The 16,569-nt window shown below is 41.0% G+C and carries 17 protein-coding genes; 2 read left to right on the forward strand and 15 right to left on the reverse strand.

Features of this window, described 5'->3' with window-relative positions:
* The first annotated feature begins 95 nt into the window (after window positions 1-95).
* Entirely contained in the window at window positions 96-1,295 is a 1,200-nt protein-coding gene (locus QSH61_RS14650) for a glycerophosphodiester phosphodiesterase family protein (RefSeq protein ID WP_413782974.1), read from the forward strand.
* Between the two features lie 36 nt (window positions 1,296-1,331).
* Here the strand turns inward: QSH61_RS14650 and QSH61_RS24335 are convergent, their stop codons facing one another.
* The 10 genes from QSH61_RS24335 to QSH61_RS14695 all read right to left on the reverse strand — a co-directional run bounded on the left by QSH61_RS24335 (window position 1,332) and on the right by QSH61_RS14695 (window position 12,123).
* Window positions 1,332-1,634 carry a DUF3325 domain-containing protein gene (locus tag QSH61_RS24335; RefSeq protein ID WP_206472186.1) on the reverse strand — a complete coding sequence of 101 codons (303 nt, stop codon included), beginning with the start codon at window positions 1,632-1,634 and terminating at the stop codon, window positions 1,332-1,334.
* Window positions 1,631-3,187 (reverse strand): PepSY-associated TM helix domain-containing protein, encoded by a 1,557-nt coding sequence (locus QSH61_RS14655; protein ID WP_248298701.1) that lies wholly within the window; start codon window positions 3,185-3,187, stop codon window positions 1,631-1,633. Before QSH61_RS14655 ends, QSH61_RS24335 begins: the two co-directional genes overlap by 4 nt.
* A gap of 2 nt (window positions 3,188-3,189) precedes the next feature.
* Entirely contained in the window at window positions 3,190-3,480 is a 291-nt protein-coding gene (locus tag QSH61_RS14660) for a DUF3649 domain-containing protein (protein WP_174169814.1), read from the reverse strand.
* Window positions 3,481-3,539: 59 nt separating this feature from the next.
* Window positions 3,540-5,690 carry a TonB-dependent receptor gene (locus QSH61_RS14665; RefSeq protein ID WP_206472185.1) on the reverse strand — a complete coding sequence of 717 codons (2,151 nt, stop codon included), beginning with the start codon at window positions 5,688-5,690 and terminating at the stop codon, window positions 3,540-3,542.
* Window positions 5,691-5,779: 89 nt separating this feature from the next.
* Window positions 5,780-7,117: a HAMP domain-containing sensor histidine kinase gene (locus QSH61_RS14670; protein WP_206472184.1), complete on the reverse strand. Its 1,338-nt coding sequence runs from the start codon at window positions 7,115-7,117 to the stop codon at window positions 5,780-5,782.
* Entirely contained in the window at window positions 7,114-7,800 is a 687-nt protein-coding gene (locus QSH61_RS14675; protein WP_174169811.1) for a response regulator transcription factor, read from the reverse strand. The genes QSH61_RS14670 and QSH61_RS14675 overlap by 4 nt, the downstream gene beginning before the upstream one ends.
* A 397-nt stretch (window positions 7,801-8,197) precedes the next feature.
* Window positions 8,198-9,277: a site-specific integrase gene (locus QSH61_RS14680; RefSeq protein WP_206472183.1), complete on the reverse strand. Its 1,080-nt coding sequence runs from the start codon at window positions 9,275-9,277 to the stop codon at window positions 8,198-8,200.
* 6 nt (window positions 9,278-9,283) lie between these two features.
* Window positions 9,284-9,511 (reverse strand): DUF4224 domain-containing protein, encoded by a 228-nt coding sequence (locus QSH61_RS14685; RefSeq protein WP_206472182.1) that lies wholly within the window; start codon window positions 9,509-9,511, stop codon window positions 9,284-9,286.
* Between the two features lie 267 nt (window positions 9,512-9,778).
* Window positions 9,779-10,258 carry a dual specificity protein phosphatase family protein gene (locus QSH61_RS14690; protein ID WP_190363893.1) on the reverse strand — a complete coding sequence of 160 codons (480 nt, stop codon included), beginning with the start codon at window positions 10,256-10,258 and terminating at the stop codon, window positions 9,779-9,781.
* Window positions 10,259-10,299: 41 nt separating this feature from the next.
* Window positions 10,300-12,123: a DUF7380 domain-containing protein gene (locus tag QSH61_RS14695; protein WP_206472181.1), complete on the reverse strand. Its 1,824-nt coding sequence runs from the start codon at window positions 12,121-12,123 to the stop codon at window positions 10,300-10,302.
* Window positions 12,124-12,748: 625 nt separating this feature from the next.
* Here QSH61_RS14695 and QSH61_RS14700 point away from each other — a divergent pair.
* Window positions 12,749-12,967: a hypothetical protein gene (locus QSH61_RS14700; protein WP_190366259.1), complete on the forward strand. Its 219-nt coding sequence runs from the start codon at window positions 12,749-12,751 to the stop codon at window positions 12,965-12,967.
* A gap of 18 nt (window positions 12,968-12,985) precedes the next feature.
* On the opposite strand, the gene QSH61_RS14705 is transcribed toward QSH61_RS14700, so the two are convergent.
* The 5 genes from QSH61_RS14705 to QSH61_RS14725 all read right to left on the reverse strand — a co-directional run bounded on the left by QSH61_RS14705 (window position 12,986) and on the right by QSH61_RS14725 (window position 16,554).
* Window positions 12,986-14,635, reverse strand: coding sequence for a conjugal transfer protein TraG N-terminal domain-containing protein (locus QSH61_RS14705; RefSeq protein ID WP_206472180.1), 1,650 nt, complete (start codon window positions 14,633-14,635; stop codon window positions 12,986-12,988).
* On the reverse strand, window positions 14,632-15,000 hold the full coding sequence (locus tag QSH61_RS14710) for a hypothetical protein (RefSeq protein ID WP_190366261.1): 369 nt from the start codon (window positions 14,998-15,000) through the stop codon (window positions 14,632-14,634). Before QSH61_RS14710 ends, QSH61_RS14705 begins: the two co-directional genes overlap by 4 nt.
* Window positions 15,001-15,177: 177 nt before the next feature.
* Window positions 15,178-16,083 (reverse strand): hypothetical protein, encoded by a 906-nt coding sequence (locus QSH61_RS14715; protein ID WP_206472179.1) that lies wholly within the window; start codon window positions 16,081-16,083, stop codon window positions 15,178-15,180.
* Complete coding sequence (locus QSH61_RS14720; protein WP_190366263.1) at window positions 16,052-16,339, reverse strand: hypothetical protein; 288 nt, start codon at window positions 16,337-16,339, stop codon at window positions 16,052-16,054. The genes QSH61_RS14715 and QSH61_RS14720 overlap by 32 nt, the downstream gene beginning before the upstream one ends.
* The gene (locus tag QSH61_RS14725; protein WP_206472177.1) at window positions 16,339-16,554 is read right to left on the reverse strand and encodes a hypothetical protein; all 216 of its coding nucleotides are present in this window, start codon (window positions 16,552-16,554) and stop codon (window positions 16,339-16,341) included. Before QSH61_RS14725 ends, QSH61_RS14720 begins: the two co-directional genes overlap by 1 nt.
* Window positions 16,555-16,569 lie beyond the last annotated feature (15 nt).

Consider the following 16,569-nt stretch of genomic DNA (forward strand, 5'->3'; position numbering starts at 1 on the left):
AATTGAGGTATGACATCGGACTGTAAAAATTCCATGATTTACTTACGCCTTTTACGCTTTGTTAGAATGAGGCAGGTATGCGCCAAATAATATGGATGATATGGTTGGTGGTTACGCTAACGGGATGCCAGACAACAAAGCAGTTTGATGTCGGTACACGGCCTCAATTTTTAGTCTCGCAACTTCCAGATGGTGAGCTTAAGGAAAAGCTTGCAAGCTGTTTAGATAAACCAATCAAGCGCACACGTTTTTCCATTGGACATCGCGGTGCACCACTTTTCTACCCTGAGCACACCAAAGAATCATACATTGCCGCCGCAAAAATGGGAGCTGGCACGCTCGAATGTGATGTTACTTTTACGAAAGACAAGACTCTCGTTTGCCGCCATGCACAATGTGACCTTCATGCGACAACCGATATCTTGCTACAACCTAAGCTTGCTTGCAAGTGCAGACAACCCTTCACACCAGCGGATCCAGACTCTGGTAAACTTGCGTCTGCTCAATGCTGCACCTCAGACATTACCTTAGCAGAATTCAAGCAACTAAAAGGAAAAATGGATGGTGTGAATACTCAAGCAACCACAGTAGCAGAGTTTGTCAAAGGCACTCCCAATTGGCGTACAGATCTTTATGCCAGTTCTGGAACCTTAATGACCCACAGTGAAAGCATTGCTTTATTTAAGCAACTTGGTGTAAATATGACTCCTGAGTTAAAAACACCAGAAGTGCCAATGCCATTTAATGGGTTAAGCCAAAACCAGCTCGCACAAAAAATGTTAGACGAATATACTGAGCACAATGTCCCCCCATCTCAAGTTTTTCCACAATCCTTTTCTTACCAAGATATTCAGTACTGGATAAAGCATGCACCAGAGTTTGCAAACCATGCCGTATTTCTTGATAGTAGAGAAGCTGGCGAACATTTTGATATTAACAAACCAAGTACTTGGCAACCGTCAATGGAAGACTTAGCCAAAAATAAGGTAAAAATTATCGCCCCACCAATTTGGATGTTAATTAGCGAAGATAAAAACGGCGATATCATTCCGTCGCAGTACGCCCTAGCCGCTAAACGTGCAGGATTAAAGATAGTTGCTTGGTCTTTAGAGCGCTCAGGCCCTTTAACGAGCGGCGGCGGTTGGTATTATCAATCTGTAAAAAACGCAGTTAAGCATGATGGCGATATACTTAGGGTGTTGGACATATTGGCAAAACAAGTTGGCGTAGTTGCTGTATTTAGTGACTGGCCTGCCACCACCAGCTTTTACGCCAGCTGCATGGAAATTGAGTAAATCAGTTGCATTAGACTAAGGCCCATTAGAAAGTCATTAGCACCTATTTAAAAAACTGAAAAATTTAGGTTTGTAAGTCCACAACAAAACCACCAAAATTGATGTAAGTGTTGCTGTGGCGAACCAATAAACTAGCCCTAAAGAGACACCCCACATCGCTGTAACAAAAGCCACCGTAATGAATAAAAGTAAGTATCCGAGTATCCTAAATCGTCGTTGTTGACCCACACCGAGTGCTCCGGCTCTGTTAGAGAGCTTCACCCTATGTCGTGACAAGGATAAATTCAACAACGCAAAGGCTAAGAAAAGTAACACAAACAAAACAACAATTAACTTCATTGGGCCGCCTTAACACTGATGCCTTCTTGTCGGCAACGTACAACCCAAAAAGCTGCTACAAAGCATATAGAGATAAATAACACCGTTAGATCAAATCCAACCATCAGCCAATCACTATTTATCCAACTAAGCCATATATTATGCTCCGTTGTTAGTGCGTTAAGTATAGGTAGTAGCCCATATACCAAAGCAGCACAGCATAACATTCGCTGCCAAAGCCATTTTTTTGAGGCTAATCCACAATATAGTATGCATACGCCTAACGTTATAAAAAGTATATGCATTTCCCAAGCTGCTCGGCTTGGAAAGCCTATTGGCAATAACCGATTACCAGCAAAGTAAGACGCTATCGCTATAGGAACCCCAAGGATCATCGCAATATTTATACGCTCTATAATACTCGTCAGGATCTTATTAGTACTAGTCACTGCCTTGCGCTTTTTCAACCATATCATAAGACCAGTAGCAACCATCGCTGCGCCAAATAAACCTGATAAAAAGTAAATCCATCTAAGGTAAATATCAGCAAATAGCCCCTCATGTAAATGCTCTAAGAAATCATAAACACTTGCAGCTCCCCCTGCTTTTCCGAGGGAGGTTTCGAGCATAACTTTATCTTCAATAGCACGATACTCAAGCAACGAGGCGAATTCGACTCCACTTTTCGATTCAAACCAGATCTCAATGTGTTCTTTTTCTGTATTTCTTTCAACGACGCCAACATAACTAACTTTATGTGATTTGAAGCGACGTTTAGCATCAGCCAAAGCAGATTGAACGCTTAACTCTGTGGGGAGCATCTCGATTATTTGCTGTGACTTTTGCTCTATCTGTGATTGCGCATAAAATTGGCGATGATTTTGCTGACCTTCTCCATAGCGCAGGTCAATAACTGGAGACATAGTGATCCCCATCAGCAGCAATAACCCGCTATAGGTGATCATCAAGTGGAACGGTAGTGGTAGCACACTAAAAATATTGTGAATATCTAGCCAAGAACGCAACCCTTTTTGAGCTCGAAACGTAAAGAACTCAGCAAAAATTTTCTTGTGAATAATTAGACCAGTAACTAACCCTATAAGCATTAGCATTGCAGCAATACTGGTTAATATATAGCCTACAAGTTGCGGTACATAATGTAGATTGTAATGCAAACGGTAAAGCGCCTCACCTCCGCTAGTTTGTCTATTACGGATAAGCGTTCCCATCACTGGATCGAGGCTGCTTTCGTGCCATTGTTTGGGTGTTTTGCTTTCGGTGTTATCAGGTTCTAACCAAGAGATTTCAATAAATGGATCTCTTGATGTGGGAAAGCTTATGTACCACTGAGATGCATTATCACCATGTATGCTGAGTTGTCTGGTCGCGATATTCGTTATTGCGCTATCCTCAAGTCCTTTCGAAACCATGATTTCAGGTTTCATCCAACGATCAATTTCATTTTCAAAATATCCGACACTGCCAGTCACAAAAATGAAGTACAACATCCACGCAAAAACAACGCCGGTCCACGTATGTAGCCAGCTCATAGACTGTCGAAATCTCGCTTTCATTCTCAAATAGCCTTTTCTAGATACATGACTAAAACGCTTAGCAAAACAACTAAAAGCGCAATAAAAAATATTGCTCTAGTAGTGCTTTTAACAGCAAACACAACGATCACAATCAAAGTGTAAATAATAAAACTGGACATCATTCCCGCGACAATACCATCGACTTTATTGTCTGATGGTAAGTACGAAATAAGCATGGCACTCAAGTTAGCGATAACATAACCACCAATCACGCTAAGTAAAACTCGGCAAGTAATATGCGCAGCTGGCGTTGGCTTAAATACAGGTTTCATTAGCATAATAACCAAATGAAAAGAGCTAACTCTTTAAGTTAGCTCTTTTGACAATAACACTAGAACTGATAGGCAACTGTCAGCCTAATATCGCGACCTGCTTCTTTGATCCCGACAACACCTTCATAACCAGGAATATGACCGTAATCGGCAACACTACCATGGCTGCGGTAAGACTCATCTAATAGATTTTGTATTGAAAGGTCGACTCTCAAAGAGTCGAATGGCTCGTAGCTAACATAAGCATCGACTAACTGGTAGCTTGGTTTGTCAATTGTCTCAAGCTTTTCAACCCAACCTAGCTCAATTGAACGGTGAAATACTTCAATATCATTTAAGCTCGCCACATACTTGTAATTCCAGCCAAGTTTAACCTGATCGTTTAAGTGATAGTTAAAGTTTACGTTCAATGAGTCTCCAACCGCATTACCTAGACCACCGTATTCGTAGGCAGCCAAGTCAATGTTGTCAACTTCGATGCGGTTTGTGGATGTCGCGTCTGTAGGATCTGGCCAATTAAATATCACATTATCCAATTCAACGTTATTATGGTTAAAGCTGACAATTACATCAAAATTGTCCGCTTGATAACCACCAACCAGTTCAAAACCTTCACTCCCCAAATCACCGATATTTTCGTAGAAAACCCCTTCACGCCCTTTAAACTTGTCGAAGACAACACCATTAATTGTGCTAGAGTATACAGATGCTTCAAACATCCAAGCGCCATCATTATATTGAATACCGAGTTCAACATTTTCTACTTCTTCAGGAACCAAGTTTGCATTCGGCGTTAGCTCACCGACTGTGAACGCATCTGCGATTTGTCTGCCTCGCAGCGCTTCCGCATAGCCAAGTGACAACGTCAAGTTATCAGCAAGGTTGTATAGCAATCCAACATTTTTACTAAAACCATCCTGTTTTTTGGCTGAGAACTCACTGGTTGATGTAACTGGTGCACCAGCTGCATCAGTCTCAACAACCCAAATACCATCAACCTTTACCCAGTTTGCTTCTATACCTTGATGATCCAACTCATAGGAATCAAAACGTAGACCGAAACTTAAACGCAGATCAGGAAAAACTTGCCAATGATCTTGGACATAAGCTCCTAACACAGTACCATCTTCGTCAAAAATCCCACCAAAGTCTTCATAGGACTGCGAATGTACCTTATCGTTTTTGTGCTCAATTCCATAAGTAATAGAGTGAGTACCGATATCACTGGTATTGCGAATATCAAAACCTATCGTTTCAATTGACGCATCCCAGGTATATAACTCACGCTTGAATGATGATTTTGTTTGATACACTGTTGTCTCTAAATTCACCAGAGAATTTAAAAACCAGTTGTGGTTAAGCACTAAAGTCTCGCGCTCACCCCAAGATGCAAACAGTGGGTCGCTTTCCAGAGGTGCCCAGTTTGTTTGCTTGCCAAACTCACCGTCCTCTTTTCTTTGCTCGTAGCTAACTGTAATATCTTGAAATTCTGTCAGCTTGGCATTCAGCTTAATAAATCCTAATGTTTGATCTGCTGCGGTTCCTGGAAGCGTATTACCGTCACCATCTTCCGTATTTTTGCGGCTAACTGTTACATACGAAGCTAAAATGCCGATTGAATCAGTTGCCTTACCATACAAAGATAGACTCTCTTTATGCCCGTCATTGGTAAAATAACTTACTTTGGCAGTTCCACCGAACCTGTCATTTTCATCCAATAGATCCGCCGCACTTTTCGTTTTAAAACGTATTGCGCCACCAACTGCACCACTTCCTGCTGTTGCTTCACCAGCACCTGCTTGTACCTCTACACTTTTCAATAACTCAGGTTCAATGGCAACACGACCTATGTGATGAAATAGTGTACTAGTTTGTGGAGCACCATCTACCGTGACATTCACCATTGAGTCTTCCACTCCACGAACAAAGATTTTTTGTGCAATCCCCAGCGATCCACCAACAGTAACTGAGGGGGTATGGCGGAAAATATCTTCTAGGTCATTTGCTTGGTAGTTAGCTAATACTGCAGGTGTAATTTCGGAGTTTGTTGTTGCCCCGACAACGGTAATTCTCTCGACTTTTTTTAGTTCATTTTCTGTATCGGATTGCTCTGCGAGTACGCCAAAGCTAAGGCTAAAGCAAGCAAGAGAAACGACTGACGCTATGGTAGTTTTTCTAAAGAAATGACTTTTTTGGGATAAAAATGGCATGATTCATGTCTCAAACAACAGTTAAAAGGCTGAATCAGAATTATTACCATTTAGCTTTATCAAGCAATCACTTTTACAATTGTTACATTTTACAAAACCGGAATTATTACTTGTACAACCAATCCTCCACTGGCTAAATTACGTGCTGACACGCGCGCTCTAACACTTCTCAAGTGTCGCTTAGCAAGTGCTAAACCAAGACCAAAACTATCACTTTGTGCGAGACGAGCATTGTCCACACGGAAAAATGGCTCAAATACTTTCTCAATAAACTCTTCGGGGATCCCAGGCCCCTGATCAAGCACTTCAACTAAATAATCGTTGCTTATTCGCTGTAGTTTTATCTCGACTTTTTTACCTTCAGGCGTAAAGCGTAAGGCATTACGAATGATATTCTCGATTGCTGGACACAGTGCTCTATGGCAACTATTTACAACAACGGCACTTTTTGGCGGCTCAAATAACAGCGTTCGATCTGGAAACTCAAACTTGGCGTCATCGATCAACACATCCAAAAGGTCTACTAAATCTACGCTTTCCTTCTGTAACATTGGGTTTTCATTATCTAACCAAGCCAAAGTGAGTGAATCTTCGACCAACTTTCTAATCTGTTGAGATTCACGTGCAATACGTTCTAAGTGTCGTTGGCTATCATTCTCTTCAAAGTTACTAACCGCAATATCTAGTCGAGTTAGCGGAGTTCTAAGTTCATGTGACAGATCAGCGATTAGCTGACGTTGACTTGCAATTAGCTCCCCGATCCTTGATGCCATCTGATCGAACGTTGAGGCTAAATGTGAAAACTCGTCATTGCGCTTGCCAAGATACTTTCCAAGTCTTACTTTAAAATTGCCCTTACTAAAAGCACTTGTTGCACTATCCAGCTGTCGCAATGGAATAATGATATGTCGATAAAGAAAGATGGATAATACGGCCAACACTGCCATAGGAATGAGTACCTGAAGCATAAATTTAGTCGTATTCCAGTAGATCCCAGGCCGCATTCGCTCTGGCAACTTTATGAGTAAGCTTGCATTAGAAGACTCGAATGGAAGCTCCATTATTGGATTTGATTCAAAATATAAATGTATTTTCCATTCAATGCTCCGACCAAAGTGATAGCTGCCAACGATATTCTGATCTATTGGCTCTCCGGCTAAGTGAATAGCGTCAAAACTCGCGATTGATACCCATGTAGATTCTTCTTTCATTAGGTTTTTTATCCAAGCCTCTAGCGCTTCTTGGTTGTTAGCCAAGTAGAGCCTTTCAGCTTCAGACTTCCAATTCTTCATTTGGATTCTATCGCTTACTGCTATCATACTCATACTTTCTTCTGTTTTAAGTGTTAAGGCATGCAGTAAATAGAAAAAAGCGACCAAACCAGCAGCTAAGATTAAGCTCAATTTCCACAAAATATTTCGTTTCATTTAAAACAATAACCTTTTCCATGCACAGTTTGTAAACGCTCACCATGCCAGTTTGCTTCATTAAGCTTTCTGCGCACTCGACTTAAGTGCATATCTAAACTCCTATCATATGCTCCTAATTTTTTATTAAGCACAGACAGATATAAGTCAGGTTTAGTTATGATTGTATGTGGCCGTGAAGCAAGCTCCCAAAGCAACTTGAACTGGATTGGTGTGAACTCTAATATCTCACCATGGACATAAACGGATTGAGTCTGTGAGTTTAGTGTTAAGCCATCAATGGAAATCTCTGACGGTATAGAGAGTTGAATTATATTTTGGCTTCGCCTAAGGATACTTTCCATTCTCAAGAGCAACTCAGTGGAGTTAAAAGGTTTAGCAATATAGTCATCAGCCCCATGCGCTAAACCTATAATGCGTTCTTCCTCAGCCCCTTTTGCAGACACCATTACAACAGGGATCTGACTCGTAGATCGCAGCTTTCTCAACAAGGATACGCCATCTAATTTTGGCAACATATTATCCAGAAGGATCAAATCATGCTGCTGCAACTGAGCGACTTGTAGTCCCGACTCACCATCAAAGCACTGCTCAACTTGATATCCTGACTTTTGCAACAAATCTACTAAGTAGGTACCTAAAGTACAGTCATCTTCAATTAGCAAGACCTTGATCTCTCTCACGTCAAACCTTTTAAAATGCAAATGATAACTAGTTTCATTTTTGCATATTAAGCACTGTATTTTGAAAAGTAAATCTCAGTTGTAACCAGATGAATCTATTTTTTGCAAAAAAAAAGAAATATAAAGTATCAGAAAGCAAAAAACCTCGCGATTGCGAGGTTTTTTAAAGGATGGTGCCCAGAGGCGGAATCGAACCACCGACACGAGGATTTTCAACCCTTAACGCTTGTGCATCTAACATACTGTTTTTACTAAACAAACCCACAAAATATTTCCTATAACTTTCGTCTAGTTTAATATTTATGGTTAATTTAGCTAAAATTACTTTGTTTTTAATAGCTTAGAAATTTTAGCTAAACACACAATTCTTAATTTAAAAATAATGCCTTTTTTATCACTACTTTTCAATGCTTTGTTTTTTCTTATCATCTGGCGACTTTGGCGTGACTGGCGTTACTTGTGAGTAACCTCGCCGATAAACACGCTTTGTCGTTGCAATATTAGCATGCCCAAGTAACTCAAAAGCTTGTGTGATACTTTCGCAATCGCTAGCAGTCTTAGCTCTAAGATCTCGCTCTTGAAAACGTTGCGACTTATCCAGCTCTCCACTCGCTAGTGCGGCCCGCATTGCTTTGTTCCAAGCACACCTAAGCCCATCAGGAGTCAGCGCTTGCTCCTTTCGTGCATTAGCGCTTGATGCAAAGAAATACCAATGCAATAAAGGCGTTCTATGCTTTCTAGTGGTACGATAACCATTAATTTGTTTAAGCTCGCTGATGATAAAGCTAAGGTGATCCACCGCTTCGAACTGCAACCGGCTACCTGTTTTTGATGCTTGAACCTTCAACCCTTGTACATCATCCCAATCTTTACTGCTAAGTTTAAGCATGTCGGTTTGCCTTAAGCCGGTTGCCAGCTTTAGCGCCACATATAACTGCAGCCATCGAGGGCAATACTTAACAAACACTGCCAATTCATCATCTGTGACTAGCCGATCTCTTGGCTGTTCTGGGTTACGTATAATTCCATGAAATGGTGTATCGTCAATTACGCCCCAACGCACAGCATGAGACATAATGGTGCTCAGTAACGCAAACTCACGATTGCCTCTTACCGGTGCCCCCTCTCGATTCCTAAGATCGAGATATTGATAGGCATGCCGTGCTCGAAGCACTCTTGGGTTCATATGACCAAAGCGCTTAATCAAATGCTTTGACGCGCTAATGTTACTCTTGTGGGTCGACTGTGCCTTAGTGGGTGAAATCTCTTTGAGATAGCGGTCAATCAAATCATGCATCGTTTGACATTCAAAATTAATAGACGCGTAAGCGTAATAATTACGAAAAGCTTCACTCAGCGTTTTACCAAGGCGGATATCTTTCTGTCCATGCACTCTTAAATAGTAGGTATTCCCTTTTTTATTAAAGATCATCCCCTTTGGCAGGTTTGCATTTTCTGCTGAACGTTTTCTTCCCATGACCGCTTACCCCGTGTACAGCTCGTCATCATTAAGCGTAGCCCCGCCACGCTTAATTTGACAGCTATCGCCAGCGCCCAGCTCTGTTTCGATCGTTTTACGCAAAACTTTAGGCCAGCCAAAGGCATCAAGGGTGAAAGTAATATGCATTGAGATAAGTTGCTCAACTTGTTTCTGGCGCTGCTTACGGCCAGTTAACTCAGCAACTTCTGTTTTAGATAAGAATGTATTCACAAAGTCCTCCTACGAATAAGTAAACATGACCCCATAAGGTCGTAGTAAATTTGGGATTTAACTTATTCGCGATAATTCGAGGACTTCGCTTCTGCTTATTTTCGCTGATTTCCCAATATTTCAGCGTTTTTCACTCTACTTTATGAGTTTTTGTTTTGCAATAGTGCGAATGAAATTAAAAGGGGCGATTTGTAGTATTTGGAAATCAATAAGTGAGCTACTTAAGAAGAAAATAGCTCATCAATAAACACTTAAATTTTGCCAAGGCTATAACCAACGTTGTTGAATGTATCCTAAGTTGCCAAGTTTTGGAGAGTAAGTTGGATAATACTTTCGCTTAAACTCAGCTACAGCATTTTCTTTACTGATCATATTATTTTCAAGCATATACATGAGAGCTATCGAAGGACTTCGAGATTCTCCTAGACTACAGTATACAAATACAGAGTACCCTTGATCTAAGTTGCTTTTTATGAAATTTAAGGCTGGATCTATCATCGCATCGTTAACATATTTTGGATCTTCACCATCAATCATATTTAAATAAATTGCATCTTCTGTTTCTTTAAATAAGTAGTTTGGGTGATTTGGATCACAACCTCTTCCAGTCCATCCCACTACCGACTGATGAGTGACAAAACCTCCAGCACGATTTAATGCACACACAATTCTCATTCCTTGCGACTTTGCAACAGAGTATTCTTCTTTAGTCCCAACATATAATTCTAAATGACTTATTTTTAACATACACATTCACCTTATAACTTACCTTGCACTTTATATATCAGTTAATTAGTACTTGTTTCGCTTTTACTATCAGATTGCGAACTCAAGAATAAAGAGGTATAAACAAACCTCAAAGTGCGCCACCACCAATAAACACAAGAAGCTGTACTTGAATAATCATCATCCAAAAGACCATGAGCAATATTGTTTCTTAAGTTGGGGCCGTGAGGGTGTGTAAGAAATGCTTTCATCTCAAATAGTAAGTTTTCATCAAAAATCTCTTCCGACTCTGGTTTACTTAATAAAGTAGATAACCCACACTCTGTGGCAATCCCATCCTTGGTATCAATTGTGGTTGTTGATACACCACTTTCATTGAGAATATCTCTCACTAGGTGCTCCCATTGAGGAGCCAATAGATGAATTGCTGTTGTAAAATCTCGTTGGAAACCGAAATATAACCCCTTTGCAAATAGTTTCGAACGCTTTGAAGGAATCACGGGGCTCACCGAACACAAACTTTCAAACATTGAAAGGTTTATATTATATTGAAGGTTCAACTCATCAAGAGCAGGTAACAGATCACTGCACACTATAATATCGGCCATTTGCACAGCAGCCTCTACTGCTTTAGACAAAAGCCGATCATCATGTTTATCTAACTCAACTTCATCAAACGCCTTATCAACTGCAATTTTTCTCCCGTCATGCGAGAAACGAATTGTGTTAAAGAGCGGATCTGTAACGCTTCTAGGTGCATTATTTTCAGATTCCACCAGACGCGATTTATCAAACCCATCAACTAAATGCGCAAAGTAAAGGATTGCTGTTTCTGCGCTGTCTTTCCCTGATACATACTCAATAGCCGACGCTGTCCACTGATCACGCTCCGGAAACGGAACATTAACCTTTGTGGTTACCATTTCAGCCAGAGTTTGCTTGCCAGCCTCACGATGCAAAACTTTAAGTTCGGATAGCTTTGCATGAATATTGAACTTACTTTTAACACTATTAGGTACTTTCCAATATGCTTGTATAGCGTTCTCATAAAGTGAAGCTTTCACAAGCGCTTGTTCCCTAATCGACGCTTCATCTTCCCATGTCTTAGCTATTGTAATTAAAGCTTTGCCCCAATCATCATTGCGTTTAAGCTGATAGTACTTTTTTGATAAAAACTCAAGGTAAAACCTTGCTTCGTAAAACTTGTCATGGCATAGAAAATCATTGATTAATGAGTTAAATTCTTCTTCTATACGTTCAAACTCCGTTGACTCAATCAATTGATAATCTTCCAATAATTCTGTAAGCCATATCTTCATAAACTTACTATTTGGATAGCTATCAAATATCGCATTGAATAACTTTCTTTTGATATATGTGACCTTTTCATATGCACCTTTACCTAGCTGACATGCTAGCCGCAATGCCCTTCGGTAATAATGAGATACACCTAGTGTGATCCAACTATCTCCATCTATTGCATAGCTTGAATAGAGGTCTATTGCCTTTAAAGCATTGCTGAACGGCTTAGGTTTAGAATAAAGCCAACACAAGTCATGAATACGAGCCACAAAAGCAGTGCAATTAATATGAGCAGAAAGCTTACTTAAAACTTCAAGCTCATTTTGAGTATATTCCCAGCCGTCACTTCCCCTAAAGCTAGACTTGTATGGATTTAATGGTTCCGAAGGATCTAACTTTAGATCGCAGACTTTTTTCAGTAACTCATATACTTTAACTAACTGTTCATCTGCTTTATGTTTGGCATCCTCAAGCAGTGGTGACACTAAATAACCACAGGAGTACATTATATTTTTATCGACAATAAACTTCGTATCACATCTCTCTAATGCTTCATTCGTGATAATCAATTCATATTCACCCACAAATTCTCCTTATTTTATGATTCTTTAATTTATTAAAAACACTAACGATAACTCTCTCCAGAGTGTATTCTGATGCCCTGTAATATTTCGCTTATGAAAATGGTTGGACAAGTATTGCACATTTACGCTCCTACAGTCCGGCAATGGAAAAATGGGCTAATGACTATACTCTATGCTACTTTGAATATGTCTATTTAAATGAGAACAAATGCACTTTAGCATCAACTGGAAGCGCTACTTTTCGTCATCATACTTACCCGCATACACATAAAACCCAAAAAGTATCGCTATTACAGTTGCAACACCGATTAGCCAGATAGTCAACGTCATAACTTCTTCTCCAACTGCTACAAATTGCCCCAATTTAAAGACTACCGCAGAGGTACATATTCTGCAGCCAGTTTAAATGCTACAAATCGCCCCCGGAGTTTCCGAGCTATGAAGCAAACACTTGTGACATCATCAAATACAAACACTATACTGGGGTCTGTGCTCTTAGTCCTCTCTTATTGGACGGAATAGCACATTGGCCAACTATGGCAAGAAATGCTCCTTCGGATTGCTACTTGGCCATAGTGGAGCCAGCGCGCCAGGCGCACAATAAAGAGAACAGAGGAGCTACAACATGAATCCATTAAAGTTTATTGGTCGATTTGCATTAGGTACAGCAAAAGGCTTAGTCGAAGCCTCTCTCGATAGCGAACAAACTGAAAGCCACCTAGACCAACCTATTGAGATTGACGGCTTTGCAAATTCACGTTGGATGACGAAAGACGGTAAGCTTCTGGATAAGCTCGATGATAAGAGCTGCCCCACTGACGGGGGTGCATTCGTAAGAGACTAAGTAAAGGTTTCTACACCTTTACTTTGCCGCCCCCTTCGTAGCTGCTTTAACTCCGGCCTGACCAGCTTTAGACGCAACTTTTGTACCTTTAGCCCCTGCACTTGCTGTACCTCCGCCTACTCCAGCCATACCAGAAATAGCAGATCCGAACCCTAAGCCGGCGTAAGATAGTATCGAGGTGACGAAAACCGGAAAGCCTATGAAAAGCGCGTCAGTTATCCGATTGCTCAAGAGCATTACATTCGGTTGCGTTATCAAATCTACCAGCGGTACATTTGACTGGTTGGCCACCGTTTCTATGTAAGACTTCTGCAACAGGATTGTCAGCTCCCAGAAAAAAGGCCACAACATCACTGAGCCAAGCAAAAAACTTAAAGCTGTAAGCATTTTAATATCAAACTTACTGATCACCATAACCAACGGGAAAGCTGTGATAATGACGAGCAAGACCGCTCCTTTGATTATCGGTGCAGCTAACTGTGTCAAACTAGCTCCTGCATACTCAGGCAAAGCACTAACTGTATTACCAAGCGTACCCGTGAAGCGATTGAACCAGCCAGCCAACGTCCCGCTAACACTTTCACCCAATAAGCCGTAGTCGCGAACCTCGGCATTCTCGATGCGGTTCATGGCCACTGAATTGAAAAAGCTCCGTTCCACCAGTTTGTTTTTATACCAAGTGCTACTCTCACCATCATTGGTGGCTAACAGCATGGTTAGCGTCTTGGATTTCTGTTCGTCAGGAACGTGGTCATATAACCTTTCTCTCAGGCTCATATTATTAGAACTGGCATGAAAGCCACCAAAGCCTGCTCCAACACCTAGCCACCATTCCTGGCAGCTCGGGAAGCCGCCCAGTTCATGTAAACAGCTACCACCACACTCAATCAGCCCATCTTTTTCCGCTTTCCAGCTTTCGAACCATTTGCTTATGTTCTTGTTGTTCCTCGCCGCTTGGAAACCTGGTATCAGACTTTGCGAGTAAAACCCCCTGCCAGTGTTTGAGTAATAAGCATCATTCATGAAATCCGGATGCCCTGGCCACGGCTGGTTGATGGTGTCCGGATCTTCAATCCAACTCACATTGTTATCGTTGCTTCGCGCAACCTGATTAAGCGCTGGCTTATAACACTGCTTTACAAACTCCTTAGTTTCAGCTCGAAGGCGAGGGTTTGTGATCTGCGTATTCATCAGGTTATTGGCCATTCCCTGCAGATTGAAAGAGCATGGCAGCTCGCTTATCGAGCCAAAGGACAAGCCAGTACCTAGCTTTAATGCAAGTTCTAAGAACATCGGCATTTTCAGCTCTTTGCCGCTTAGCATCACGGTTAAGTCTGTCGCCGGTATTTCATCCTCAAGCAACCCATAATCAATGGTTCCTTGCTCGGCCGTTTCACACACCCGAGAATAGGTGTAGACATTTTCCATCGTTAATGGCCGCAGCGGGTAAAACCCGACAATAAAAACAAACAACATTGTGTATGTCTGCATTTCCATTCGACCCAACAACTCACGCGCTTCAAAGCTCGTTTCCCTAATGGAAGTGACTATCATCATTGCAAATGGAAGTAGGAAAATGCCAGTGCCAATAAGCAGGCCAGTCAGAACGGCCAGGGCATAAAGCCCCGCCGATATGAAGTACAAGTCTGATATGCTTGAGACGATCATGCGCAGAACACCATGAGAAGCATGGTTCCCTCAAGGATGCACGACATTCTGATTACCCGGTTTTTTTCGGCAAGCAATACATCAGCCTGTTTCTCTGACAATGCCCCCCAGTAAACTAAGTGGCCAATCACTTTGCTGTAGTTGAGGAAGAAGGCGACCAACCCAATCAGGATAAAGCCATGCATGACATAACGCATCGAGCTGGCGCGGATTGTTTCGTGCGCATGAGCAAGTGATTGAACAACATCTTGAGGATTATCAGCATAGCCGCTGGTCAGTATGAGAGGTAAAACCGCTGAGAATAGGTAAAGCAAACCCATCAAAGCAACAGAGAAGATCAAACCACTTTTTAAATATTTTTTCATGTGACACCTTTCAATTAAAAATCATGTAAATAAAAACAATTAGCGGCCTTGGCCACCCACTAACAAATTCATTTCTATTTCACGATGACTTAAGGTGTCTCGTTTCTATTAAGTGAGATTTTACCTTTCTCAAAGGGGATTTTTTCCGAATGAAAATTAATTTACTTACGTTATATTCTAGGAGCCAACTAGTTCCAACTCCTTATAACTATTGCTGTTGTGGTAAAGATTTTCATCTTCAAACGCCATTTGTAAAGTGGTAAAGATAGTTTCTATTCTAAATCCAGTACTTTCATTTAACATCAAATACACATCAACTGTGGTATAACGCTGTTCGTGTATTAGCCGTTCATATTGTTCAACCAGCACAAGACGTGAGCCTGATGCTACGCATTCTGGCTCTGTAGAAACACAGTATGTATCTCGCCAAACTCGATAAGCTTGTGGGGTAATGTGGAAATCCGGTAAAAACCGCCTTATAAACGCTAGATTGGCACCTTTGTGTATTAGATCAATCACCATTGATTCTCGGCTAAATGCTAATGACGTAAATGCTGCAGATTTTGCGACAAGAGCATGATCTATATTCAGTTTTACAATCTGTTCTAGAATCAAACTACTGCGATAAATAGTCATCAAAGAAGCAGGAAAATCACACATAGCTTTTACTAGCTTGCTTGGCAATGAGTGTTTACTTCGTGAACCATACAGACTTGCCGATGAAAACAGGTTAGCAGATAAGTTCCCCATAAAAGCATCTATCAAATTGACTTCCAAACTATTTTCTTTGTCTTGCAGAAATTGGCTATAAGCATATTTAAGCTTTCGTTGCTGAGCTGCGTTCAAGCTGGGGATGTACTGTGCTAATTGAATCGCTTTATCGAAATTTGTTATGACAGCAATGGCCTTCATCCTAGTAAGTTCATTGCAAAATCTAGATTGCCAACTCATATTCATCTCACGCAATTTTATGCACACAGATCTCTCTAAACCGTACAATCTAGCCACTTCAGAAGCGCTTAACCCAGATGCAAAACTATATTGAACTGACTCACAAAGTGCTACCGCTGCTGCATGTTCCATTATCTTCCCTCTTTAAAGTCGATTGAAACGCTTTAATGGCCGCGCTAGCTGATTTTCCCGTGGCCACATAAACACCATTCATCCAATAACATTGATCACCAAACATGTGATATTCCATACCGCTGACACAACATTGAATTGTTTCATTGTTTTCAGAAACGGTGAAAAGCGCATATCCATACTCAGTTATTTTTCCCGATTTAATAACAGGCTCCATGTTATCCAAAATATCTTTTACTAAGCCTAAGGCGGTCATTATCTAATCTCCAATTTTTTGCTTAATTCATCTATTTGCTTATCTTTACGCTCGATGATTCGAGCCAATTTTTTAAGCTTGAACTTCGCTTGTCCTTGCACAATTTCTAGCTGCTTTTCTGAATCATGTGCTCGTCGATTTAACGCTTCTAAATCGCATTTAAACCTTTCCCATTCGGATGTTGGTATGAATAACCCTTCAACATCTCTGTACATTATCTTTTCCGCCAA

The organism is Pseudoalteromonas sp. JC3 (assembly GCF_030291895.1).
In the GTDB taxonomy this organism is placed as follows: domain Bacteria; phylum Pseudomonadota; class Gammaproteobacteria; order Enterobacterales; family Alteromonadaceae; genus Pseudoalteromonas.